The 23,041-nt window shown below is 67.1% G+C and carries 20 protein-coding genes; 6 read left to right on the plus strand and 14 right to left on the minus strand.

The annotated features are described in order from the left end of the window. Window positions 1-103 precede the first annotated feature (103 nt). Both FHT36_RS18210 and FHT36_RS18215 read left to right on the plus strand, forming a co-directional pair. Entirely contained in the window at window positions 104-895 is a 792-nt protein-coding gene (locus FHT36_RS18210) for a protease inhibitor Inh/omp19 family protein (protein WP_169123920.1), read from the plus strand. Between the two features lie 386 nt (window positions 896-1,281). After that, entirely contained in the window at window positions 1,282-2,223 is a 942-nt protein-coding gene (locus FHT36_RS18215) for a TorF family putative porin (protein ID WP_229645313.1), read from the plus strand. 261 nt (window positions 2,224-2,484) lie between these two features. On the opposite strand, the gene FHT36_RS18220 is transcribed toward FHT36_RS18215, so the two are convergent. Continuing rightward, entirely contained in the window at window positions 2,485-3,204 is a 720-nt protein-coding gene (locus FHT36_RS18220; RefSeq protein ID WP_246702308.1) for an MBL fold metallo-hydrolase, read from the minus strand. A gap of 468 nt (window positions 3,205-3,672) precedes the next feature. Between FHT36_RS18220 and FHT36_RS18225 the strand changes: the two genes are divergently transcribed. From FHT36_RS18225 to FHT36_RS18235, 3 genes are all read left to right on the plus strand, one after another. Next, window positions 3,673-3,813, plus strand: coding sequence for a DUF3096 domain-containing protein (locus FHT36_RS18225; RefSeq protein ID WP_081762717.1), 141 nt, complete (start codon window positions 3,673-3,675; stop codon window positions 3,811-3,813). Window positions 3,814-3,933: 120 nt separating this feature from the next. Further along, complete coding sequence (gene ppdK / locus FHT36_RS18230) at window positions 3,934-6,591, plus strand: pyruvate, phosphate dikinase (protein ID WP_169123922.1); 2,658 nt, start codon at window positions 3,934-3,936, stop codon at window positions 6,589-6,591. 170 nt (window positions 6,592-6,761) lie between these two features. Next, window positions 6,762-7,013 (plus strand): GlsB/YeaQ/YmgE family stress response membrane protein, encoded by a 252-nt coding sequence (locus tag FHT36_RS18235; RefSeq protein ID WP_024280333.1) that lies wholly within the window; start codon window positions 6,762-6,764, stop codon window positions 7,011-7,013. A 21-nt stretch (window positions 7,014-7,034) separates the two neighbouring features. Here the strand turns inward: FHT36_RS18235 and FHT36_RS18240 are convergent, their stop codons facing one another. From FHT36_RS18240 to FHT36_RS18295, 12 genes are all read right to left on the minus strand, one after another. Beyond that, window positions 7,035-7,808 carry a fumarylacetoacetate hydrolase family protein gene (locus FHT36_RS18240; protein ID WP_169123923.1) on the minus strand — a complete coding sequence of 258 codons (774 nt, stop codon included), beginning with the start codon at window positions 7,806-7,808 and terminating at the stop codon, window positions 7,035-7,037. 201 nt (window positions 7,809-8,009) lie between these two features. Further along, on the minus strand, window positions 8,010-8,894 hold the full coding sequence (sucD, locus tag FHT36_RS18245; RefSeq protein WP_169123924.1) for a succinate--CoA ligase subunit alpha: 885 nt from the start codon (window positions 8,892-8,894) through the stop codon (window positions 8,010-8,012). Continuing rightward, window positions 8,894-10,096 (minus strand): ADP-forming succinate--CoA ligase subunit beta, encoded by a 1,203-nt coding sequence (gene sucC, locus FHT36_RS18250; RefSeq protein ID WP_169123925.1) that lies wholly within the window; start codon window positions 10,094-10,096, stop codon window positions 8,894-8,896. Before sucC ends, sucD begins: the two co-directional genes overlap by 1 nt. 448 nt (window positions 10,097-10,544) lie before the next feature. Next, window positions 10,545-11,798: a formyl-CoA transferase gene (frc, locus tag FHT36_RS18255; protein ID WP_168459886.1), complete on the minus strand. Its 1,254-nt coding sequence runs from the start codon at window positions 11,796-11,798 to the stop codon at window positions 10,545-10,547. A gap of 130 nt (window positions 11,799-11,928) precedes the next feature. After that, complete coding sequence (locus FHT36_RS18260) at window positions 11,929-12,372, minus strand: PAS domain S-box protein (RefSeq protein WP_169123926.1); 444 nt, start codon at window positions 12,370-12,372, stop codon at window positions 11,929-11,931. Window positions 12,373-12,453: 81 nt separating this feature from the next. Then, window positions 12,454-13,731: a formyl-CoA transferase gene (gene frc, locus FHT36_RS18265; RefSeq protein ID WP_169123927.1), complete on the minus strand. Its 1,278-nt coding sequence runs from the start codon at window positions 13,729-13,731 to the stop codon at window positions 12,454-12,456. 144 nt (window positions 13,732-13,875) lie between these two features. Further along, on the minus strand, window positions 13,876-15,636 hold the full coding sequence (gene oxc / locus FHT36_RS18270; protein ID WP_169123928.1) for an oxalyl-CoA decarboxylase: 1,761 nt from the start codon (window positions 15,634-15,636) through the stop codon (window positions 13,876-13,878). A 40-nt stretch (window positions 15,637-15,676) separates the two neighbouring features. Next, window positions 15,677-16,312 carry a GntR family transcriptional regulator gene (locus FHT36_RS18275; RefSeq protein ID WP_051679355.1) on the minus strand — a complete coding sequence of 212 codons (636 nt, stop codon included), beginning with the start codon at window positions 16,310-16,312 and terminating at the stop codon, window positions 15,677-15,679. Between the two features lie 291 nt (window positions 16,313-16,603). Then, complete coding sequence (locus tag FHT36_RS18280) at window positions 16,604-18,067, minus strand: tripartite tricarboxylate transporter permease (RefSeq protein ID WP_210257869.1); 1,464 nt, start codon at window positions 18,065-18,067, stop codon at window positions 16,604-16,606. Between the two features lie 261 nt (window positions 18,068-18,328). Continuing rightward, window positions 18,329-18,853, minus strand: a complete 525-nt coding sequence (locus FHT36_RS18285) for a tripartite tricarboxylate transporter TctB family protein (RefSeq protein WP_169123930.1) — start codon at window positions 18,851-18,853, stop codon at window positions 18,329-18,331. Window positions 18,854-19,126: 273 nt separating this feature from the next. After that, window positions 19,127-20,143 (minus strand): tripartite tricarboxylate transporter substrate binding protein, encoded by a 1,017-nt coding sequence (locus FHT36_RS18290; protein WP_210257857.1) that lies wholly within the window; start codon window positions 20,141-20,143, stop codon window positions 19,127-19,129. Between the two features lie 357 nt (window positions 20,144-20,500). Continuing rightward, on the minus strand, window positions 20,501-21,355 hold the full coding sequence (locus FHT36_RS18295; RefSeq protein WP_169123931.1) for an IclR family transcriptional regulator: 855 nt from the start codon (window positions 21,353-21,355) through the stop codon (window positions 20,501-20,503). A 207-nt stretch (window positions 21,356-21,562) separates the two neighbouring features. On the opposite strand from FHT36_RS18295, the gene FHT36_RS18300 reads away from it, so the two are divergent. Next, window positions 21,563-22,603 carry a 2-dehydropantoate 2-reductase gene (locus tag FHT36_RS18300; protein WP_169123932.1) on the plus strand — a complete coding sequence of 347 codons (1,041 nt, stop codon included), beginning with the start codon at window positions 21,563-21,565 and terminating at the stop codon, window positions 22,601-22,603. Window positions 22,604-22,821: 218 nt separating this feature from the next. On the opposite strand, the gene FHT36_RS24760 is transcribed toward FHT36_RS18300, so the two are convergent. Continuing rightward, the gene (locus FHT36_RS24760; RefSeq protein WP_256444917.1) at window positions 22,822-22,956 is read right to left on the minus strand and encodes a hypothetical protein; all 135 of its coding nucleotides are present in this window, start codon (window positions 22,954-22,956) and stop codon (window positions 22,822-22,824) included. Window positions 22,957-23,041 lie beyond the last annotated feature (85 nt).

Consider the following 23,041-nt stretch of genomic DNA (forward strand, 5'->3'; position numbering starts at 1 on the left):
TCGCGCCGGTGCGCGTGCCTGATGATCCCCCGCCCGCGCGGTGCTAGACTCGCGGCGCAACGCGGAGGGGGCGGTCGAGGCATCGGTCGTGGTGGAGGGCAGCATGGCGGATCTGAACGATTTTCCGATGGATCGGATGCTCCGCGTGCCCCTGTGCCGGATGCTGGCCGTGCCCGTGCTCGCCGGCCTGTTCGCCATCACGCCCGCTTTCGCGCAGAAGGCCGATCCGGCGGCCAAGCCGGCGCCCGCCGCGGCGCCGAAGCTCGATGCCAGCGTGCGCGAGGCGGCGGCCCGCATCGCGGCGCCGCTGCGCCTCTCCAGCGCCGACGGCTCCCGCAGCTGCGCCTTCGCGCTGAAGCCCGACGCCTCCGGCCCCGGCCTCGCGGTGGAATTCGACCGGCCCGCCTGCGCCGACATCGGCTTCTCCGCCCAGGTCATCGCCTGGCTGCCCGATCCCTCCGGCTCGATCCGCCTGCTCAATGCGCAGGGCCGCACCGTGGCCGAGTTCACCGAGGGTGCGGGCGGCAGCTACGAGGCGCTGCGCGAAGGGGATGGCGTGTATTTCCTCGCCAACCCCGCCACGGCCGACGCCACCGAGTTGCGGCCGGAGGAAGTGGTGGGCGACTGGGATCTCGCCCGGCAGGCCGGAGCGCCCGTATGCCGGGTGACCTTCCTCGATTCGCCGGCCAAGGGCGGCGGGTTCCGCCTGAACATCGCCACCGGCTGCGACGCGGCTTTGCTGCGCTTCGGTCCCACCGCCTGGGACATCGAGGGCGGCAACATCATCGTCCGTGGCGAGGGTGGCGCCTCGGTCATCCGCTTCGCCCGGCAGGAGGACGGCGGCTGGGCGCGCACGCCGGAACGCGGCCGCCCGCTGCTGATGACGCGGCCCTGACACTCATCCGGCCCCGCCAGCGGGGGAAACGTCTGCCGGCAGTTCCCGCCAGCCGGCATGACCTGCCCGTTGGTCACTCCCGCGAGTCACACCCGTGAGTCCCCTATGTGACAAACCGTGTGATCCGAAAGCGTCACCCGGCCGGATCAGGGTACCCGTGACATGGCCTTTTTGAGGCGCCAGATCCCTTTCACGGCACATCGTTTTCCTGGCAGGAACGGGCCGCCGTACCGTTTCGGGACAGTGCGTTGCAACGATGCAACATCAGAATCCAGCAATTGCAACACTTTGCCTAAAGCGGATGCATTTGCTGCCTCAAATTTCGCATTGGACTTGAAGCCGCGACCTGATTTTTATCATTCCAGATCGCTGCGGGGAAAACCGTTATGAACAAGATTGCAGTCGTTGCCGCTTCCATGCTCTTGGCCGGAGCCGCTTCCGTGGGTGCCGCTGGCGCCGCGGACCTGAGCTCGCCCATGCCCGTGAAGGCCGCTCCGGCGCCCGATCCGACCCCGCTGTGGGACGTCGCCTTCGGCGTGAAGCTCGGCACCGACTACGTGTTCCGCGGCATCTCGCAGACCGACGGCAACCCCACCGTCCAGGGTTATGCGGAGCTGCGCCTCTTCGACTGGATCTACGCCGGCATCTTCGCCTCGAACGTCGACTTCCCCCCGCTCAACCAGTTCGGCGGCTTCACCGGCCTGACCGACGCCTCGGCTGAGATCGACCTGTACGGCGGCCTGCGCCACACCTGGGGCGCCTTCACCGCCGACGTCGGCTTCGTCTACTACTACTATCCCGGCGAGATCGGCGTGAACACGCTGGGCGCTGGTGTCCCGTCGGTGAACATCGACTACTGGGAAATCTACTTCAAGCCGACCTACGTCATCAACGACGTGTTCACCGTCGGCGGCAACCTCTACTACACCAACAGCTATGCGGGCTCCGGCTCCACCGGCACCTACCTGTCGGGCACTGCCAAGATCGACTTCACCAAGTGGAGCCCGGTCAAGGACGTCGGCTTCTACGTGTCGGGTGAGCTCGGCTATCAGTGGCTCGGCCAGACCGACCTCGGCAACATCTTCGTCGCCAACTACGAGCTGCCCTCCTACACCACCTGGAACGTGGGCGTCGCCTTCACTTACAAGGCTGCCACCCTCGACCTGCGCTACTATGGCAGCACCCTCACCTCGAGCCCGTCCTACGTGTCCGGCGTCGGCTTCGCTCCCCTCGGCACCTGCGGCGTGATCTCGGGCCTGCAGAACGTCTGCGGCGACCGCTACGTGGCCAGCCTCTCCTTCGACACCACCTTCCTCGCTCTCAAGTGAGGTCGGCCGGGTCGCCTGACCCGGGTCGAGACAGAACAAAGGCGTCGCGCTCTGCGCGGCGCCTTTTTCTTTTGGGGCTAGGGCTCCGGACGACCTTTGAGGCCACACGCCGTCATGCCCCGGCGCGTCCGGGGCATCCACCGGTCCGCAAGTGCGGTGCCGGGTCTCGACGTGGCAACCCGGCCGAGCCGCGGATCGCCCGCACAAGGCGGGCGATGACGGTCACGCATATCCTTCGGGCGCTCGCCTGCCTCCCCCGCTTTACCGCCCCGGCAGCACCAGCACCGTGCGGGTCTTGGGCAGGGTCTCCCGGCTGAGCAGCACGAACGGCTCGGTGGCGCGCTGGACCGTCCATTCCTGCCCCAGCCGGGCGAGGAAGCGCTCCAGCCCGTACTGGCTGAAATAGTGCATGGGGATGACCAGCGGCGCGTTGATGGATTTCAGCACCTCCACCATGCCTTCGAGATCGAGCGTGTAGGACCCATCCACCGGCGCCAGCACCACGTCGATGCGGCCCAGCGCCTCCAGATGGTCCTTGGTCAGAAGGTGGTGCAGGTGGCCCAGGTGGGCGATGCACACGCCCGCCACCTCGAACACGAACATGGAATTGCCGTCATATTCCGTGCCCGCCCCGCGGCGGATGTTGGTGGGGACGTTGCGGATCCACACGTCCTCCACCGTCACCTCATGGTGCGCCGGCGCCCCGTCCCGCCCCCAGCCCCTCAGCACATATTCGATGCCGGGGTCCGGCGCGTCCGTGTAATGCGTGTCGTGGGCGTGGTTCATGGTGACGATGCGCGGCAGCAGATTCGCCCGCACATAATCGTTGTAGTCGGTGACGATGCTGACCCCGGCCGGGCTTTCGATGAGGAAGCTCGCATGGCCGATGAAGGTGAGGTGCACCGGCCCCGCCGCCTCGGCGAGCCGCAGCATGGCCGCGTCCAGCGCCGCAAGCCGCACCTTCGGCCGCTCGGCCACCATGCGCGGGCATTTCTCCGGCTGCGCCAACGCGGTGCCCGCCGACAGCGCCAGCAGCCCGAATGCGGTCGCAGCGAGGAGCGCACGCGCTCGTCCCCCACCGCGACGGGGGCGTGATCGCAGTGGTGCCGCAACGGCATGAGGAGAGGACGGGGCAGTGGACGGGGCGGGCATGGCGGCTCCCAGCGGTCGCGCCCTCCCCGGCCTGCCGGGCACCGGCGGTGGCAGGCGTGCGCGCGGATGGTCCGGCGAAATGCGGATGAAGGGATTGTGCCGTGTTGCACCGCCCGCGCAATGTCGTCGCACGTAACGGCACCGTGAGGCGCATCCCGCGCCGGGTACAACCTCGCGCCCGGTCCGCGCGCCACGGCCCCCATGACCCCATGGACCTTGCGCCCCGGATCGGCAATCGTGCGCCGCGGCGGCGACGGAGGCAGTTCGGGCCGCCCGGACGAAAGGGGAGGCTTCACAATGTCTTTCAACATGGTCATCGTTCAGCCGGCGGTCGCGCTGATTGCAGGCGTGCTGATCCTCGCCTTCCCGCGACTTCTGAACGTGCTTGTCGCCATTTACCTCATCATCGTGGGCGTCACGGGCCTCATGGGGCACTGATCGCCCGCGGCTTCAGCAGGGCGGCGCGGGAACGGCCGTCCGATTGCCCAGTTGATGCTTTGTGCGCTGCACGTTAAAGCATCCCGCCACTCTGCACATTCCACCCACAGGGCCACCCACATGACGAAATGGGTCTACACCTTCGGCGACGGCAAGGCCGAGGGCAAAGCCGACATGAAGAATCTTCTCGGCGGCAAGGGCGCGAACCTCGCCGAGATGTCCAACCTCGGCCTGCCCGTTCCTCCCGGCTTCACCATCACCACCGAGGTGTGCACCTATTATTACGCCCACGGCCAGACCTATCCGGCCGAGCTGAAGGGCGAGGTGGAAGCCGCGCTCGCCCAGGTGGGCCAGATCACCGGCAAGGCGTTCGGCGATGCGGCGAACCCGCTGCTCGTCTCGGTGCGCTCGGGCGCCCGCGCCTCCATGCCCGGCATGATGGACACGGTGCTGAATCTCGGCCTCAACGACGCCACCGTGGACGCGGTGGCCCGTCTCGCCGACCGGCGCTTCGCCTATGACAGCTACCGCCGCTTCATCACCATGTATTCCGACGTGGTGCTCGGCGTGGACCATCACCACTTCGAGGAGATCCTGGAGCACTACAAGCTCCAGCACGGCCACACCCTCGACACCGACCTCTCGGCCGACGACTGGGCGGCCCTGGTGGTGAAGTACAAGGCGAAGGTCGAGTCGCAGCTCGGCAAGCCCTTCCCGCAGGACCCGCACGAGCAGCTCTGGGGCGCCATCGGCGCCGTCTTCTCGTCCTGGATGAACGCCCGCGCCATCACCTACCGTCGCCTGCACTCGATTCCCGAGAGCTGGGGCACGGCGGTGAACGTGCAGTCCATGGTGTTCGGCAACATGGGCGAGACGTCGGCCACCGGCGTCGCCTTCACCCGCAATCCCTCCACCGGCGAGAACGCGCTGTATGGCGAGTTCCTGGTGAACGCCCAGGGCGAGGACGTGGTGGCGGGCATCCGCACCCCGCAGGACCTCACCGAGAAGGCCCGCAAGGCCGCCTCATCCGACAAGCCCTCCATGGAAGTCGCCCTCCCCGACGCCTTCAAGGAGTTCGAGCGCATCTCGCATGTGCTCGAGAACCACTACCGTGACATGCAGGACCTCGAGTTCACGGTGGAGAAGGGCAAGCTGTGGATGCTCCAGACCCGCTCCGGCAAGCGCACCGCCAAGGCGGCCCTGCGCATCGCCGTGGAGCTGGCTGCCGAGGGGCTCATCACTGAGCAGGAGGCCGTCGGCCGCGTCGATCCCGCCGCGCTGGACCAGCTTCTCCACCCCGCCATCGACCCCAAGGCCGAGCGCAAGGTGATCGCCACCGGCCTGCCCGCCTCCCCGGGCGCGGCGGCTGGCGCCATCGTGTTCTCGGCGGATGAGGCCGAGGCGTGGAAGGAGCAGGGCCGCAAGGTCATCCTCGTCCGCGTCGAGACGAGCCCTGAGGACATCCACGGCATGCACGCCGCCCAGGGCATCCTCACCGCCCGTGGCGGCATGACCTCCCACGCGGCCGTGGTCGCGCGCGGCATGGGCAAGCCCTGCGTCTCCGGCGCCGGTGCGCTGCGCATCGACAATGCCGCCCAGACGCTGACCGTGAACGGCCAGACCTTCAAGAAGGGCGACCTCATCACCATCGACGGCGGCACCGGCCAGGTGCTGGCGGGCGAGGTGGCGATGCTCCAGCCGGAGCTGTCCGGCGAGTTCGCGACCCTGATGGGCTGGGCCGACAAGGTCCGCAAGCTCAAGGTCCGCGCCAATGCCGAGACCCCGGCGGACGCCCGCATGGCCCGTTCGTTCGGCGCCGAGGGCATCGGCCTGTCGCGCACCGAGCACATGTTCTTCGACGCCGGGCGCATCCTCGCCGTGCGCGAGATGATTCTCGCCGACGACGAGGCCGGCCGCCGCTCGGCGCTGGCCAAGCTGCTGCCCATGCAGCGTGACGACTTCGTCGAGCTGTTCGAGATCATGAAGGGCCTGCCGGTCACCATCCGCCTGCTCGACCCGCCGCTGCACGAGTTCCTCCCCCACACGGCGGAGGAGACGGCTGAGGTGGCGAAAAGCCTCGGCGTGGACATCGAGCGGGTGGAGCGGCGCTACAAGGAGCTGCACGAAGTGAACCCGATGCTCGGGTTCCGCGGCTGCCGCATCGCCATTGCCTTCCCCGAGATCGCCGAGATGCAGGCCCGCGCCATCTTCGAGGCGGCGGTGATCGCCGCCAAGTCGACCGGCGAGGCGGTGGTGCCCGAGGTGATGGTCCCCCTCATCGCCACCAAGGCCGAGTTCGACATCGTGGACAAGGTGATCCGCGACACCGCCAAGGCGGTGGAGCAGGAGACCGGCGCCACCCTCACCTTCCAGGTGGGCACCATGATCGAGCTGCCCCGCGCCGCGCTGCGGGCGGAGGAGATCGCCAAGGGCGCCGAATTCTTCTCGTTCGGCACCAACGACCTCACCCAGACCTGCTTCGGCGTGTCCCGCGACGACGCCGGCACCTTCCTCGGCCCCTATGTCCAGAAGGGCATCCTCGAGGTGGACCCCTTCGTCTCCATCGACGTGGACGGCGTGGGCGAGCTGGTGAAGATCGGCGTGGAGCGTGGCCGCAAGTCGCGTCCCGACATCAAGCTCGGCATCTGCGGCGAGCATGGCGGTGATCCGGCCTCGGTGGCCTTCTGCCACGAGGTGGGGCTCAACTACGTCTCCTGCTCGCCCTTCCGCGTGCCGATCGCCCGCCTCGCGGCGGCGCAGGCTGCACTGAAGAAGTGAGGAGCCTGTCGCCGCGCGATCAAACCGCGCGGCCCAGAGCCTGATTCTGAAAAGGCCGCCTCCGGGCGGCCTTTTTGCTGTCCATTCGCGAGCGTGGCCGGAACCGTTAGGCTGCTGTACCGTTTCCTCCGCGCCCCCACGCGAGCGGGGCGGTACATCGGAGGGACACCATGCAAGAGGCGCAAGTGGGCTGGATCGCCGCCATCATCATCGGCGGCTTTGCCGGGTGGTTCGCCTCCATGTTCATGAAGAGCGACACCGGCCTCTTCACCAACATCATTCTCGGCATCATCGGCGCCGCCATCGCCAGCTTCCTGTTCGGGCTGCTTGGCGTGGGCTTCGCCGGCTGGCTCGGCTATCTCGTCGCCGGCTTCGTGGGTGCCTGCATCCTCATTGCCGGGGCACGGGCAGTCAGAGGCTGACCGCCCGGCCCTGACCTTCGTTCACTGAACGAACGTATTCACCAGCGTGCCGATGCCGGCGATCTCGATCTCGATGGCGTTGGTCGGCTCCTTCATGGTGCCGACCCCCACCGAGGTGCCGCAGGCGATGAGGTCGCCGGGGTTCAGCGTCATGTCCTTCGACAGCAGCGAGACGAGCTGCGCCGGCGGGAAGATCATGTCGGCGAGCGGATAGTTCTGCCGCTCCTGCCCGTTGAGGATGGTGCGCACGCGCGCAGCGGCGGGGTCGAAATCCGTCACGATCCACGGGCCGAACGGGCCGTAGCCGTCGATGCCCTTGGCCCGCGCCCACTGGGGGAAGGTCGGGTCGCGGTTGAGGATGTCGGCGGCGGTGATGTCGTTGACCACCGTGTAGCCGAAGATGCCGGCCGCGGCTTCCGCTTCGGAAACGTTGGTCAGCGTCTTGCCGATGACGATGCCCAGCTCGCCCTCATAGACCGTCTTGCCCTCATAGGAAGCCGGCCGGCGCACGACGGAGCCGGGCGCGGAGACGGAAGTGGTGGCCTTGAGCAGATAGAGCGGCTCGGCGGGCTCAGCCACCTTCAGCTTGGCCGCCAGCTCATGGAAGTTGTTCCACAAGGCGACGATCTTGGAGGGCGCGCAGGGGGCCTCCAGCGCCACGTCGGCGAGCTTCAGCGTCGCGCCGGTCGCGGTGGCGCCCGCGAACATGCAGCCCTCGTGCACGGCGATGGTATCGCCCTCAAGCGTGCCGAAGCCGGTCTTTCCGTCGGCGGCGAAGCGCAGCCAGGTGGTCATGGGTGTTTCCTCTGGTGATTGTTTTGGGAACCGCCCTTTGCCTCCTCTCCGTGTCATGCCCCGGCTTGTCCGGGGCATCCACGGCGCCGCGATAGCGGTGCGGGCAATCCGGCACCCTGCGCGCGGCAGGGTGGATCCCCCGGACAAGCCGGGGGATGACGGCGTCATTTCGCGAGGTCAGGCGCGGAAACGCTCCTGTCCTCAGCCCTTCAGCACCTCGACGAGGGTCTTGCCGAGGCGCGCGGGGGACGGAGACACGCGGATGCCCGCCGCCTCCATGGCCGCGATCTTGTCCTCGGCGCCGCCCTTGCCGCCGGAGATGATGGCGCCGGCATGACCCATGCGACGGCCGGGAGGGGCCGTGCGGCCGGCGATGAAGCCCACCATCGGCTTCTTGCGGCCCTTCTTCGCCTCGTCGGCGATGAACTGCGCCGCGTCCTCCTCGGCCGAGCCGCCGATCTCGCCGATCATGATGATGGATTGGGTCTTGGGGTCGGCCAGGAACATCTCAAGGACGTCGATGAACTCCGTGCCCTTCACCGGATCGCCGCCGATGCCCACCGCCGAGGTCTGGCCGAGGCCTTCCTGCGAGGTCTGGAACACCGCCTCGTAGGTCAGCGTGCCGGAGCGCGAGACCACACCCACCGAGCCGGTCTTGAAGATGTTGGCCGGCATGATGCCGATCTTGGCCTGCCCTGCCGTCACGATGCCCGGGCAGTTCGGCCCCACGAGGCGCGACTTCGAGCCGGAGAGCGCCCGCTTCACCTTCACCATGTCGAGCACGGGGATGCCCTCGGTGATGCAGACGATGAGCGGGATCTCCGCGTCGATGGCTTCCAGGATGGCGTCGGCCGCGCCGGCCGGCGGCACGTAGATCACCGAGGCATCGGCGCCGGTGGCTTCCTTCGCCTCCAGCACGGTGTCGAACACCGGCAGGCCGAGATGCACCGAGCCGCCCTTTCCGGGGGAGGTGCCGCCCACCATCTTCGTTCCGTACATGATCGCCTGCTCGGCGTGGAACGTGCCGTTCTTTCCGGTGAAGCCCTGGGTGATGACCCGGGTGTTGGCGTCGATCAGCACGGACATCACGCAGCTTCCTTCTTCACGGCCGCGACGATCTTCTGCGCCGCATCGTCGAGATCATCGGCGGGGATCACGTTGAGCCCCGATTCCCGGATGATCTTCTTGCCCTCGTCCACGTTCGTGCCGGCGAGGCGCACCACCAGCGGCACCTTCAGGCCGACCTGACGCACGGCGGCGATGACGCCCTCGGCGATCACGTCACAGCGCATGATGCCGCCGAAGATGTTGACGAGGATGCCCTCGACATTGGGATCGGCGGTGATGATCTTGAAGGCCGCCGTCACCTTCTCCTTGGTGGCGCCACCGCCCACGTCGAGGAAGTTGGCCGGCTCCATGCCGTAGAGCTTGATGATGTCCATGGTCGCCATGGCGAGGCCCGCGCCGTTGACCATGCAGCCGATGGTGCCATCGAGCGCGATATAGGAGAGGTCGTAGCGCGAGGCCTCGATCTCCTTGAAGTCCTCTTCGCTCTCGTCGCGCAGCTGGGCCACGTCCGAGTGGCGGAAGATGGCGTTGGAATCAAAGCCCACCTTGGCGTCGAGGCAGACGAGGCGGGAGTCCTTCGTCACCACCAGCGGGTTGATCTCCAGAAGGCTCATGTCCTTCTCGGTGAAGGCCTTGTAGAGGTTGGTGGTGAGTGCCCCGGCCTGCTTGGCGAGATCGCCGGTGAGGCCGAGCGCCTGCGCCACCTTGCGGCCGTGCAGGGGCTGCACGCCGGTGGCCGGGTCCACGGAGAAGGTGTGGATCTTCTCAGGCGTGGCATGCGCCACCTCCTCGATGTCCATGCCGCCTTCGGTGGAGACCACGAAGGCGACGCGCGAGGTCGCGCGGTCCACCAGCATGGAGAGATAGAATTCCTTGTCGATGAGTGCGCCTTCCTCGATGTAAAGGCGGTTCACCTGCTTGCCGTCCGCGCCGGTCTGCAGCGTCACAAGCGTATTGCCGAGCATTTCGGCAGCATTCGCCTTGACGCCGGCGGCAGTCTTCACCACGCGGACGCCCCCCTTGGCGCCCTCTTGCAGCTCCTTGAACTTACCCTTGCCGCGGCCACCGGCGTGGATCTGCGCTTTCACCACGAAGGCGATGCCGCCGAGCTTTCCGGCCGCGGCCTCGGCCTCTTCGGGGGTGAAGGCGGGAAAGCCGCGGGAGACCGGCACGCCGAAATCGCGGAGGATGGCCTTGGCCTGGTATTCGTGAATGTTCATCGGGGTTTCCTCCCTCGTCGAGGGCCGCGTTTGCCGCGGCTCAAGGTGCGCTTTGGCTGCACATTGCGACGAAAGTCGCAGTCTGCACCCAATCGCGCGCACGCTCCAGTGCGACACGACGCCAGTGGGGGCGCCAGTGGAAGCGCGAGGCGTGACGCGCTCGGCGAGGTGAATTTTGCGGACCGCCCTTGCGGACGAAACATCGCCTCTCCCCTCAGGGGCGGCGTGGAGCCGGCGGCCGGAGCGCTCAGCGCATCGGGCAAGGCCGGAAGGAGTACGCGGTGTCGGGCGGATCGTCATGCCCCGGCTCGTCCGGGGCATCCACTTATCCGCATCCCGGTGCTTCAAGACCGGGCACCCGATGAGCGGGACGGTGGATCGCCCGGACAAGCCGGGCGATGACGCAAGAGAAAGCGGCGGGACGCATCGCCCCGCCGCAAGGCTCAAATCAGACCACGCGACCTTCGTGCATGGACTTGATCTGCTCCGGCGAATAGCCGAGCTCCGCAAGCACCTCGTCGGTGTGCTCGCCGAGCAGCGGGGAGCCGGTGACCTCGACGGACATGTCCGAGAACTTGATCGGGCTGCCCACGGTCAGATACTTGCCGCGCTGCTTGTGATCGACTTCCACGATGGTGCCGCTCTCGCGCAGGGACTTGTCCTCGGCGATCTCCTTCATGGTGAGCACCGGGGCGCAGGGGATGTCGAACTTGCGCAGGATGTCGACCGCCTCGAACTTGGTCTTGTCGGCCAGCCACGCCTCGATCACCGCGAAGATGTCGAAGATCTTGTCCTGGCGGGCGCGGGCGGTGTTGTAGGCCGGATCGTTGATCCACTCGGGCTTGCCGATGGCTTCCGCCACCTTGCCCCAGGCCTGCTCCTGCACGGTGAAGTAGATGTAGGCGTTGGGATCGGTCTCCCAGCCCTTGCACTTCAGCACCCAGCCGGGCTGGCCGCCGCCGCCCGCATTGCCGCCGCGCGGAACAACGTCCGAGAACGTGCCGTGCGGGTACTGCGGGTATTCCTCGAGGTAGCCCACGCGGTCGAGACGCTGCTGGTCGCGCAGCTTCACGCGGCAGAGGTTGATGACCGCATCCTGCATGGACACGGCGACCTTCTGGCCCTTGCCGGTCTTGTTGCGGGCGTGCAGCGCGGTGAGGATGCCGATGGCGAGGTGCATGCCGGTGTTGGAATCACCGAGCGCGGCGGCAGAGACGGTGGGGGGGCCGTCCCAGAAGCCGGTGGTGGAGGCCGCGCCGCCGGCGCACTGCGCCACGTTCTCGTAGACCTTCAGGTCTTCGTAGTGGTGGCCGTCGGAGAAGCCCTTCACCGAGGCGACGATCATGCCCGGGTTGAGCTCGTTGATGTGCTCCCAGGTGAAGCCCATGCGGTCGAGCGCGCCGGGCGCGAAGTTCTCCACGAGGACGTCGCTCTCCTTGATGAGCTTCGTCAGCACTTCCTTGCCTTCCTGGGTCTTGGTGTCCAGGGTCAGGGAGCGCTTGTTGGAGTTCAGCATGGTGAAGTACAGCGCGTCGGCATTGGAGATGTCGCGCAGCTGGTTGCGGGTCACGTCGCCCGAGCCGGGACGCTCCACCTTGATGACGTCCGCGCCGAACCAGGCGAGGAGCTGCGTGCAGGCGGGGCCGGCCTGAACGTGCGTGAAGTCGATGATCTTGATGCCTTCCAACGGCTTGCTGGTCATTTGCGTTCCCTTTTCAAAAACTGGTCTTCGACAGCGGGACGGCGTCACGCGAGGCATCCGCAGTCCCGAAACCTTCCGGCGTCACGGCACGGGGCCGCCGCCGGCTTCACCCGCCGGTTTGCCCGGTCTGTTATGCTTGGGATGCCGCCTTCATCTGCGTCTCGGCGTCCGCGAGGCGCTTGCGAAGGTCGCGCTCCTCCTTCCATCGCGCCGTCTCGTCCCGGATGACCGAGACGATGTGCGTCGGCTCGCCCGCCGGGGAGGTGAGGAGGGCGACGGTGAAGGCGATGGACAAGGCATGGCCGTCCTTGTGGATGGCCGGCACGCGCAAGAGCGTCGTCCCGTAGCGGGTGACGCCGGTGCGCATGGTTTCGTTGTAGCCGTCCCAGTGCCGCTGGCGCTGCCGCTCCGGGATGATGATGTCGAGCGACTGCCCCATGGCTTCGTCGGGCGTGAAGCCGAACATGCGTTCGGCGGCCGAATTCCAGAGCGCGATGTCGCCGGCCTTGTCGCAGACCACGATGGCGTCCGCCACGGCATCCATCAGCTGAGCAAGATCGAGGGCCGTACTCATCACGTCTTCCTTTCGAACCTTTCACCTCCCGCCGTCGCCGGCGATGGGGCGGCCCCTTGAAGGACCGCCGCCCCGAGGTGTCTATTCCGCCGCCATGCGGCGGGGGGTCCCGATGGCGCCGGAGGCGCGCAGGGCGTCGATGCGGTCGGGGGCAAGGCCGAGCACGCCGGCGAGCACCTCTTCGGTGTGCTCCCCGAGCAGCGGCGAGCGCTCCACCTCGACCTGGTTGTCCGAGAGCTTGATGGGGTTGCCGACGGTCAGGTAGGTGCCGCGCATCGGGTGCTCCACCTCCACCAGCGTGCCGGTGGCATAGAGCGACTGGTCCTCGGCGATCTCCTTCATGGAAAGGATCGGACCGCAGGGGATGTCGTACTTGTTGAGGATCTCCATGGCCTCGAACTTGGTGTGGGCCATGGTCCACGCTTCAATGCGCGTGAAGATCTCGTTGAGGTGCGGCAGGCGCGCGGCCGGCGTCGCGTAGTTCGGGTCGGTCTTCCACTCGGGCTCGTGGATGACGTCGCAGATCTTCTCCCAGACCGGGGCCTGGGTGATGAAGTAGATGTAGGCGTTGGGATCGTGCTCCCAGCCCTTGCAGCGCAGGATGCGCCCGGGCTGGCCGCCGCCGGAATCGTTGCCGGCGCGGGGCACGGTCTCGCCGAAGGGCACGCCCTCGCCGAACTGGCTGTATTCCTTGAGCGGGCCGTTGGCGAGGCGCTGCTGGTCGCGCAGCTTCACGCGGCAGAGGTTCAGCACCGCGTCCTGCATGGCGCACATCACGCGCTGGCCGCGGCCGGTGTGCTCGCGCTGGAACAGCGCGGTGACGATGCCGAGGGCGAGATGGAGGCCGGTGCCGGAATCGCCGATCTGCGCGGCGCTGACCATGGGCAGGCTGTCGCGGAAGCCGGTGGTGGAGGCGGCGCCGCCCGCGCACTGGGCGACGTTCTCATACACCTTGCAATCCTCGAACGGGCCGGGGCCGAAGCCCTTCACGGAGGCGAGGATGAGGCGCGGATTGATGGTGGAGAGGCGCTCCCAGGTGAGGCCCATGCGGTCGAGCGCGCCGGGGGCGAAATTTTCCACCAGCACGTCGCACTGGCGCACCAGCTGCTCGAGGACGGCCTTGCCCTCGGGATTCTTGGTGTCGAGGGTGATCGATCTCTTGTTCGAGTTGAGCATGGTGAAATAGAGGCTGTCGGCGCCGTCCACGTCGCGGAGCTGGCCGCGCGTCACGTCGCCCTCGCCGGGACGCTCCACCTTGATGACGTCCGCGCCGAACCAGGCGAGCAGCTGCGTGCAGCTCGGTCCGGACTGAACGTGGGTGAAGTCCAGGATGCGGACCCCCTCTAGTGCCTTGCCCATCGTATCCTCACAATTCCGCTCTGTTTTCGTTCCCGGTTTTACTTTTATTGTTTTGGTATCGTCGGGTTGGGTGGCGGGACCTGAGGCCCCGCCGACCAGCCTTGCATCATGAGTGGCGCCGGATGACTTGCTCCGGGGCGCCGCTCACTTCTTCTTCTTGACCACGCTCTGCGGGTTCAGCGAGCCGATATTGCCGCTCTCGGAGCCGGCTGCCGGATCGATTTCCGCATTGATGAGGGTGGGCTTGCCGCTATCCATGGCGGCGCTGACCGCGCGATAGAGCTCGTCGGGGGACGTGACGTTCACGCCCACGCCGCCGAAGGCTTCCATCATCTTGTCGTAGCGCGAGCCGGGGACGAACACCGTGGTGCCGGGATCACGCCCGGTGGGATCGGTGTCGGTGCCGCGATAAATGCCGTTGTTGTTGAAGATCACGATGGTGACCGGCAGGTTGTAGCGGCAGATGGTCTCCACCTCCATGCCGGAGAAGCCGAAGGCGCTGTCGCCTTCCACCGCGAGAACCTTCTTGCCGGTCTCCACCGCCGCCGCGATGGCGAAGCCCATGCCGATGCCCATCACGCCCCAGGTGCCCACGTCGAGGCGCTTGCGCGGCTCGTACATGTCGATGATGCCGCGGGCGAGGTCGAGGGTGTTGGCGCCCTCGTTCACCAGCAGCGCGTCGGGACGCTCCTTGATGACGTTCTTCAGCGCGCCGAGGGCCGAGTGGAAGTCCATGGGCACGGAGTTCTTCAGAAGCTTCGGCGCCATCTTGGCGATGTTGGCTTCCTTCTTGGTGCGGATGGCCTCGGTCCACTGGGCCGGGGGGGTCTTCCAGGAGCCGTCGAGGCGGGCGTTCAGCGCCGCGATCACCGAGCCGATGTCACCGACGAGCGGGGCCGCGATCTCCACGTTGGAGTCCATCTCCTTGGGCTCGATGTCCACCTGGATGAACTTCTTCGGGGCGTCGCCCCAGGTCTTGCCCTTGCCGTGGGAGAGCAGCCAGTTGAGGCGCGCGCCCACCAGGAGCACCACGTCGGCATCCTTGAGCGCGGTGGAGCGCGCGGCGCCCGCCGACTGGGGATGGGTGTCCGGCAGCAGGCCCTTGGCCATGGACATGGGCAGGAAGGGGATGCCGCTCTTCTCGATGAAGGCGCGGATCTCGTCGTCGGCCTGCGCGTAGGCCGCGCCCTTGCCGAGGATGACGAGGGGACGCTCGGCGCCCTTGAGCAGCTCGATGGCGCGGTCCACCGCGGCCGGGGCCGGGATCTGCGCCGGGGCGGGATCGATCACCTTGACGAGGGACTTGGCGCCCGCCTCGGCATCCATCACCTGGCCGAACAGCTTCGCCGGCAGGTCGAGATAGACGCCGCCCGGACGGCCCGACACCGCCGCGCGGATGGCGCGGGCGACGCCGATGCCGATGTCGGCGGCGTGCAGCACGCGGAAGGCCGCCTTGCAGAGGGGCTTGGCGATGGCGAGCTGGTCCATCTCCTCATAGTCGCCCTGCTGCAGGTCGACGATCTCGCGCTCGGAGGAGCCCGAGATGAGGATCATCGGGAAGCAGTTGGTGGTGGCGTTAGCCAGCGCCGTCAGGCCGTTGAGGAAGCCGGGGGCCGACACGGTGAGGCAGATGCCGGGCTTCTTGGTGAGGAAGCCCGCAATCGCCGCCGCGTTGCCGGCATTCTGCTCGTGACGGAAGGAAATGACACGGATGCCCTCGGCCTGGCACATGCGGCCGAGATCGGTGATCGGGATGCCGGGCACGCCGTAGATCGTCTCGATGCCGTTCAGCTTCAGGGCATCGATGACGAGGTGGAAGCCGTCGGTGAGCTCACGCTCGGCCTCGGCGGCCGGGTCGATGTGCACCACGTTGTCTTCGATCTTGGACTTTTCCGCCGTAGCCATGAGGATCTCCTAGGGCGTCGTTCCGTGGCCTGTGACCGGCCTATTCGGGGAAGACGCCGTGCCGTTCCACATGAGCCGCAAGGCCCATGGTGTGTTCCCGCACCAGGCGCTCGGCGAGATCTGGGTCTCGGGTCTCGAGCGCATCGATGATCGCCATGTGTTCCCGCATGGAGATTTCGTGCCGGTTCTCCTGCCGCACCGACACTGCGCGGATGGCGCGCATGTGCAGGAACAGGTTCTCCGTCATGTCCACGATCAGCCGGCACCCGCCCATGCGGATCACGGCCTGATGGAAGGCGATGTTCGCCTCCGAGTACTCGTTCATGTGGCTGGCGAGGGGCTGCGCCTCGAACTCGTGGAACAGCCGGCGCAGGCCCGCAATCTCGCTGTCGGAGGCGTGGGTCGCGGCCAGGCGCGCCGCCATCGCCTCGAGCGCCGCCCAGACCACGATGAGGTCGAGGATCTCGCGCTTGGTCTTGCGCACCACGAAGATGCCGCGGCGCGGAACGGAGCGCACGAAGCCCTCCTGCTCCAGAACGGTCATGGCCTCGCGGATCGGGGTCCGCGAGACGCCCAGCGTCTCGGAGAGCTGGCGCTCGTCGAGACGGAATTCGGTGGTCGAGCCGTAGATGTCCATCTGCGTGATGGCGCGCTTCAGGGCCTCGTAGGCCAGCATGCGCAGGCTGGACGCGGCCTCCAGAGGCTCTACCTTGAGCTTCGGAGGATCAACGACCTCAAGCGCGGGCGTCTGATGCACGGGCGTCTGCACGACCTGGACTTCCTCTCCCTGGAAGCGGCCGCCTTCTGTCGAGGCGTTCCTCATCCGTGAAATACTGTATACGGTGTTCAGAACTCCGTATCAATCCCATCTTGCCGGAAATCGGTTGCGCGCTGCAGCACGACCCAAGGTCAGGACGGGTGAAACGGTACGGGCGGAAGCATGTGCTCCCGCCCGTCGCCTTGAGCCTTACTCGGCTGCCGCCGGCTCCTTGTGCCCGTTCAGCCGGGCCATCACCTTCGACACCAGCGGCCACACCAGCATCACCAGCGCCAGGGTGACGATGGAGCCCACCAGCGGGTTGGACCAGAAGATGGAGAGGTGGCCCTGCGAAACCAGCATGGCCTGCCGGAAGGACGATTCGGCCATGTCGCCGAGCACCAGGGCCAGCACCAGCGGCGCCAGCGGATACTGGAGCTTCTTGAACAGGTAGCCGATGACGCCGAAGACCAGCATGACCGCGATGTCGAGCCCGGCATTGTGCACCGTGTAGGCGCCCACCGCGCAGATCACGAGGATGACCGGCGCGATCACGCTGAACGGGATGCGCAGGATGGCCGCGAAGATCGGAACGGTGGTCAGCACCACGATCAGGCCGGCGATGTTGCCGAGATAGATCGAGGCGATGAGGCCCCACACGAAGTCCTTCTGCTCCACGAACAGCAGCGGGCCGGGCTGGAGACCCCAGATGAGGAGGCCGCCGAGCAGCACCGCCGCGGTGGGCGAGCCGGGGATGCCGAGGGTGAGCATGGGCAGCAGCGCCGAGGTACCGGCCGCGTGGGCCGCCACTTCCGGCATCACCACGCCCTCCAGCTCGCCCTTGCCGAAGTTGTTTCCATTCTTGGAGAACTTCTTGGCGAGGCCGTAGCTCATGAAGGAGGCGGGCGTGGCGCCGCCGGGGGTCACGCCCATCCAGCAGCCGACGATGGCCGAGCGCAGGCAGCCGACCCAGTATTTCGGCAGCTTCTTCCAGGTCTCCCACACCACCTTGGCGTTGATGGCGGCGCTCTTGCCCTTGAAGGCGAGGCCTTCCTCCATGGTCAGCAGGATTTCGCCGACGCCGAACAGGCCGATGACCGCCACCAGGAAGTCGAAGCCGCGCAGCAGCTCCACCGAGCCGAAGGTCATGCGCAGCTGGCCCGTCACCGTGTCGATGCCCACCGCCGCGAGGGCGAAGCCGAGCATCATGGCCGAGATCACCTTGGCCGCCGGCTCGCGTCCCATGCCGACGAAGGCGCAGAAGGTGAGGAGGTAGACCGCGAAGAACTCCGCCGGGCCGAACTGCAGCGCGAACTTGGCGATGACCGGGGCGAGGAAGGTGATGAGCAGCACGGCGAAGAAGGCGCCGATGAAGGAGCCGGTGAAGGCCCCCGTCAGCGCCTCGCCGGCCTTCCCCTTCTGGGCCATGGGGTGCCCGTCGAAGGTTGTCGCCACGCTCCAGGGCTCGCCGGGAATGTTGAACAGGATGGAGGTGATGGCGCCGCCGAACAGGGCTCCCCAATAGATGGAGGAGAGCATGATGATCGCCGACACCGGCGTCATGGAGAAGGTGAGCGGCAGGAGGATGGCCACGCCGTTGGCCCCGCCCAGCCCCGGCAGCACGCCGATGAGGACGCCGAGCGCGATGCCGACGAACATGTAGATGATGTTCATGGGGTCGGCGAGGACACCGAACCCTCCGATGAGTGACGTGAGCGCTTCCACGGGGTCCTCCGTTGCGCCCCCCGGCCGCTTCTGTGGCGGCTCGCGCGGGGTCGGGCGCGTTGCCTGTTGTGCGTCGATGGTCTCGAATCGATGGGTGGGCGTCGCATCGCCCCTGGTCCGCCGGGTCGAGCCGGGCGGAGATCGTCTTTCGCCTCCCGCGGCCCCGGTGGCGGGGCGCGCTGGCGGGACCGCGGCGCAGGGCGCCGGCGGTCAGTAGCCGAGCGCGGTCTCGAGCGGGCCCTTGGGCAGCGGCACGAGGAACCAGATCTCGAACATGACGAAGAGGGCGAGCGGCACGCCCACGGCGACGGGGATGATCTTCGCCACCGGGTATTTGCCGAGCCACCACATGAAGAAGGCGATGAACACCGCCGAAGCGAGATAGATTCCGACGAGGAAGATCAGGCCCACATAGACTGTCGTCGGGATCAACACCTGCATCACCGAGACGAGCTGCGAGCGATCGACGAAGTTTCCAAGGTCCGGATGGCGGCTCACCAGCGCCGTCACCAGGGTGACGGTGGAGGCGATGAACATGATGAGGCCGACATAGAAGGGGAAGTAGCCGGCCTGCGGGCCGTCCGACGCCCAGCTCGCGCCAACGCGCCAGCTGTCGGACATGACGACGGCCGCGAGGGCCATGAACAGCACGGCCACCGCCGCGTCCATGGTGCGGTTGGTGACGGTCTTCTCATTGTGCGCGGTGGGGGCGGAATGTCCGCTTTCGGTGCTCATGGGATCAGATCCTTGAAGCGCCCCGCCAGTCAGGCGTCCTTCTCAGGCATCCTGCGGGGCTTCAATACGGGGCCGGTCACGGCCGGGGCACACGGCGGTCATGTTCCGCGCGGCGTCCCGGTTGGGCTTCCCAGATCGGCGCACGGGGTCGGCGGCCGGCTCGGCCCCGCCGTCGCGCGGCGAAGCCTCTGCCGTCCCCTGCCCTTTCCATGCCGGCGGCCTAGCGGCCGCCGCGGCACGGGCGCCGCGAACCTCGTCGCTCACTTCGCCAAGTTATTTGGCGACGAAGCCCGCCTTCTCCATGAGGTCCTTGTGCGTGGCCTCGGCCTTGGTGAGCCAGGCGGCATATTCGGGACCGCTGAGGGCCGTGGTGTTGAAGGCCCCCTTCTGCATGAATTCCTGCCACTCGGGGGTGGCGCGGACCTTCTTGAACAGCTCGACGAAGTAATCGACCTGATCCTTCGTGGCATTCGGCGGCATGAGGATGCCGCGCAGCATCAGATATTCGATGTCGAGGCCGGATTCCTTGCAGGTCGGGATGTCCGCCCAGGACTTGCCGCTGGCGATGGGCTCCTTGTAGGGCAGCCGCTGATAGTCGAACACGCAGAGCGGCTTCAGCTCGCCCGCGCGCCACTGGGACACGGCCTCGATGGGGTTGTTGACCGAGGCGGTCACATGGCCGCCCACCAGCTGGGCCGCGACGTCGCCGCCGCCCTTGTAGGGCACGTAGATGAACTTGGCGCCGGTCTTCTGCTCGATGGCGGCGGTGATGATCTGGTCTTCCTGCTTGGAGCCGGTGCCGCCCATCTTGAAGATCTGGTCGCCCGAGGCGGCCTTGAGCGCGGCGAGGAAGCCCTTCACGTCGTCATAGGGCGCCTTGGCGTTCACCCACAGGACGAATTCGTCGAGCGCGAGCATGGAGACCGGGGTCATGTCCTTCCAGGAGAAGGGCACGCCGGTGGCGAGCGGGGTGGTGAAGAGATTCGAGAGGGAAATGATGATCTTGTGGGGGTTCCGGTTGGACCCCTTCACGTCGAGGAAGCCCTCAGCGCCGGCACCGCCGGACTTGTTGATGACGACGAGCGGCTGGCTCATCAAATTGTTCTTCTGGACGATGCCCTGGATCATCCGCGCCATCTGGTCAGCGCCGCCGCCGGTGCCGGCGGGAACGATGAACTCCACGGTCTTGGTCGGCTCCCAGGCCGCATGGGCCATGGCCGGCGCGAGCGCCGCCGTGACCGCGATTGCAGCCACACCTCTCCTGACGATCTTGGCGATTGCCGAATGCATCTGATTTTCCTCCCCACGTCCGCGTTCTTTTTGGTGCGGATCGCAATTCCAGAGCTTGTTTCAACCGGCGCCTGCTGCGCCGGGCAAGTTCCCGATAACATCAATGTTCGTCGAACCCCTGGGCTTAGCCTCTATGGAGCAGACGAAAACGGGACTTCAGCCTGTTTTGACTTCGCGCATTTTCACCAATACGCGATTTATGCCGGCAATTGAGTTGGCGTTCCCACCGTTGCCGTTACGGCGGCTTGGCAAGAGTATAGACCAAGGGAGGGGTGTCAATTGGAATTTTCAATTCGGAATTAGGTACGTTGTATGCCACAACTTTGGAATACTGTATTCCAGTTGCGGAAGGCCGCCTCAACGGAAGGCGGCGTAGTCCTGCGGCAGGTTTTCATCGGCACCTGAATACAGGCGCGTCATCTGCTCCGCCGCCGCCACCACGCGCCGGCCGAGGCGCTGGATGCGATCCTCGCTCATGCGCACGGCCGGGCCGGACACCGAAACCGCACCGATCGGATCGCGCCACTCATTGAGGATGGCGGCCGCGACAGCGCGCATGCCCGGGGCGTGCTCCTCCCGGTCCACGGCGAAGCCGCGCTCCAGGATTTCGGCCACGTCGTCCATCAGCGCCCGCTCCTCGCGGCGGGTGGCGGTGGTGAAAGGCTCGTAGCGGATCTGGGCGAGACAGGCGCCGCGGAAGGAGGGGCTTGCGGCGGCGAGCACCGCCTTGCCGGCGGCAGTGGCATGCAGCGGCAGCCGCGCGCCCAGGCGGAAGAAGGCGCGCACGGGGGCATGGGCCTCCGCCTGCGCCACCACCACCAGTTCCATGGCATCGAACATGGCGAGGTTCACGGTCTCGTCGGTCTCGTGGAGGAGACGGCGAATCACCGGGCGGCCGATGTCCGGCAGCTTGCGGATGCGCAGATAGGCCGAGCCGATGCGGAACAGGCCGAGCCCCACCGTCCATAGCCCGGTGGAGAGGTCGTGATTCACCAGCTGGCGCTTCTCCAGCGTCGTCAGCAGGCGGTGCACCGTGGAGACGGGCAGCTCGGCGCGCCGGGCGATTTCGGCCAGCGCCATGCCGTCCTGGTCGGCGACCACGCGCAGCAGGGCGATGGCGCGGTCCAGCGACTGGACCTCGGCCCCGCCCTCCGACGACGTGCCGGATGCCGGCCGTCCCCTGCGCCGCGGTGCAACCTCGGTGTCCGGCATGCCGCTTTCTCCTCCCACTTCGTTGCCCACCAAACTATCGTTCCCCTCGCCCCCGTCCACCCCGCGCGCTGCCCCTGCGTCAAATTTTCCACGTTGCGGAATTAATTTCCATAAGTATGGTGTCGGTCACTTGCCGAACGGCGGGGCTGCCCGCTAATCTGGTATACATAATACGACATAGATCGCGCACTGCAGGGAGGATCAGCCATGAAGGTATGCATTTACGGTGCCGGAGCCATCGGCGGCTATCTGGGCGTCCAGCTCGCCCAGGCCGGCGCCGAGGTCAGCCTTGTGGCCCGCGGTGGCCACCTGGAGGCCATGCAGACCAATGGCGTGAAGCTGCTGATCAACGGCGAGGAGCGCGTCGCCAAGGTGCGCGCCACCGACGACCCGCGCGAACTCGGCCCGCAGGATTACGTCATCATCGCCCTCAAGGGCCATTCGGTGCCCGGCGTGGTGGAGCAGATGCGCCCCCTCCTCGGCAACGACACCTCCGTCGTCACCGCCGTGAACGGCGTGCCCTACTGGTATTTCTACAAGAATGGCGGCCAGCTGGAGAACCGCACCCTCGCCACCATCGATCCCGGCGCGAAGCAGTGGGAAGTGCTGCGCCCCGAGCGCGCCATCGGCTGCATCGTCTATCCCGCGACCGAAGTTGTGGCCCCGGGCGTCATCCAGCACATCTATGGCGACAAGTTCCCCCTCGGCGAGCCGTCGGGCGAGATCACGCCCCGCGTCACCGCCCTCAGCCAGATGATGGAGAAGGGCGGCCTGCGCGCGCCGGTGATGACCAACATCCGCGACGAGCTGTGGCTGAAGCTGTGGGGCAACCTCTGCTTCAACCCCATCAGCGCCCTCACCCACGCCACCCTCGACCTGATCGCCGCCGATCCCGGCACCCGCGCCGTGGCCAAGGCCATGATGCTGGAGGCGAAGGCCATCGCCGAGCGCATCGGCGTGAACTTCCGCGTGGACGTGGAACGCCGCATCAACGGCGCCGGTGCCGTGGGCGCGCACAAGACCTCCATGCTGCAGGATCTGGAGCGCGACCGCCCCATGGAGATCGATCCTTTGGTCAGCGTCGTCCAGGAAATGGGCCAGATGCTGGACATGCCCACCCCCACCCTCGACGTGGTGCTCGCCCTGGTGCGCCAGCGCGCCGCCATGGCCGGCCTCGGCGGCATCCTCGCCAACCCGCCGCTGACCGCCGCCGATCTCGAGCCGCAGAAGAAGGCCGCCGTGCACTGAGCCCCTCCCCCGATGGCCGGGCCCGCTTGGTCATCGGACGCGGCACCAGGGTGATGGAAAATGAAAAGGCCGGGCGCTTGCCCGGCCTTTTTCATGCCTGTGTCGTTTCTCTGTGTCGCTTCAGGAAAACCGCGCCGCCATCGACCTTGCACCCGCCCACGTTCAAACCGAACCCTGGGCGGGAGGCGCCCCCGACGGGCGCCTTGATCGGGATGCGTTCAGTTGCTCTCGGTCTGCGCGGCGGCAGGAGAGACGGGGGAAGCGGCGTCTGCCGGCTGGCTGGCGTTCAGCGCCATGCCTGTCAGCACATAGCCCAGCACGAGAGCGGCAAACACGGCGATTCGCTTGGTCATCCTCGATCCTCGGAACTTGCGTCGCGGCTTCCGTTGCCGACGACACTCTTGCGGCGGTGCAGCACGAATACGCTTCCCGTGCGGC

Origin of the sequence: Xanthobacter sp. SG618, assembly GCF_012932745.1 — a bacterium.
Taxonomy (GTDB): domain Bacteria; phylum Pseudomonadota; class Alphaproteobacteria; order Rhizobiales; family Xanthobacteraceae; genus Xanthobacter; species Xanthobacter flavus.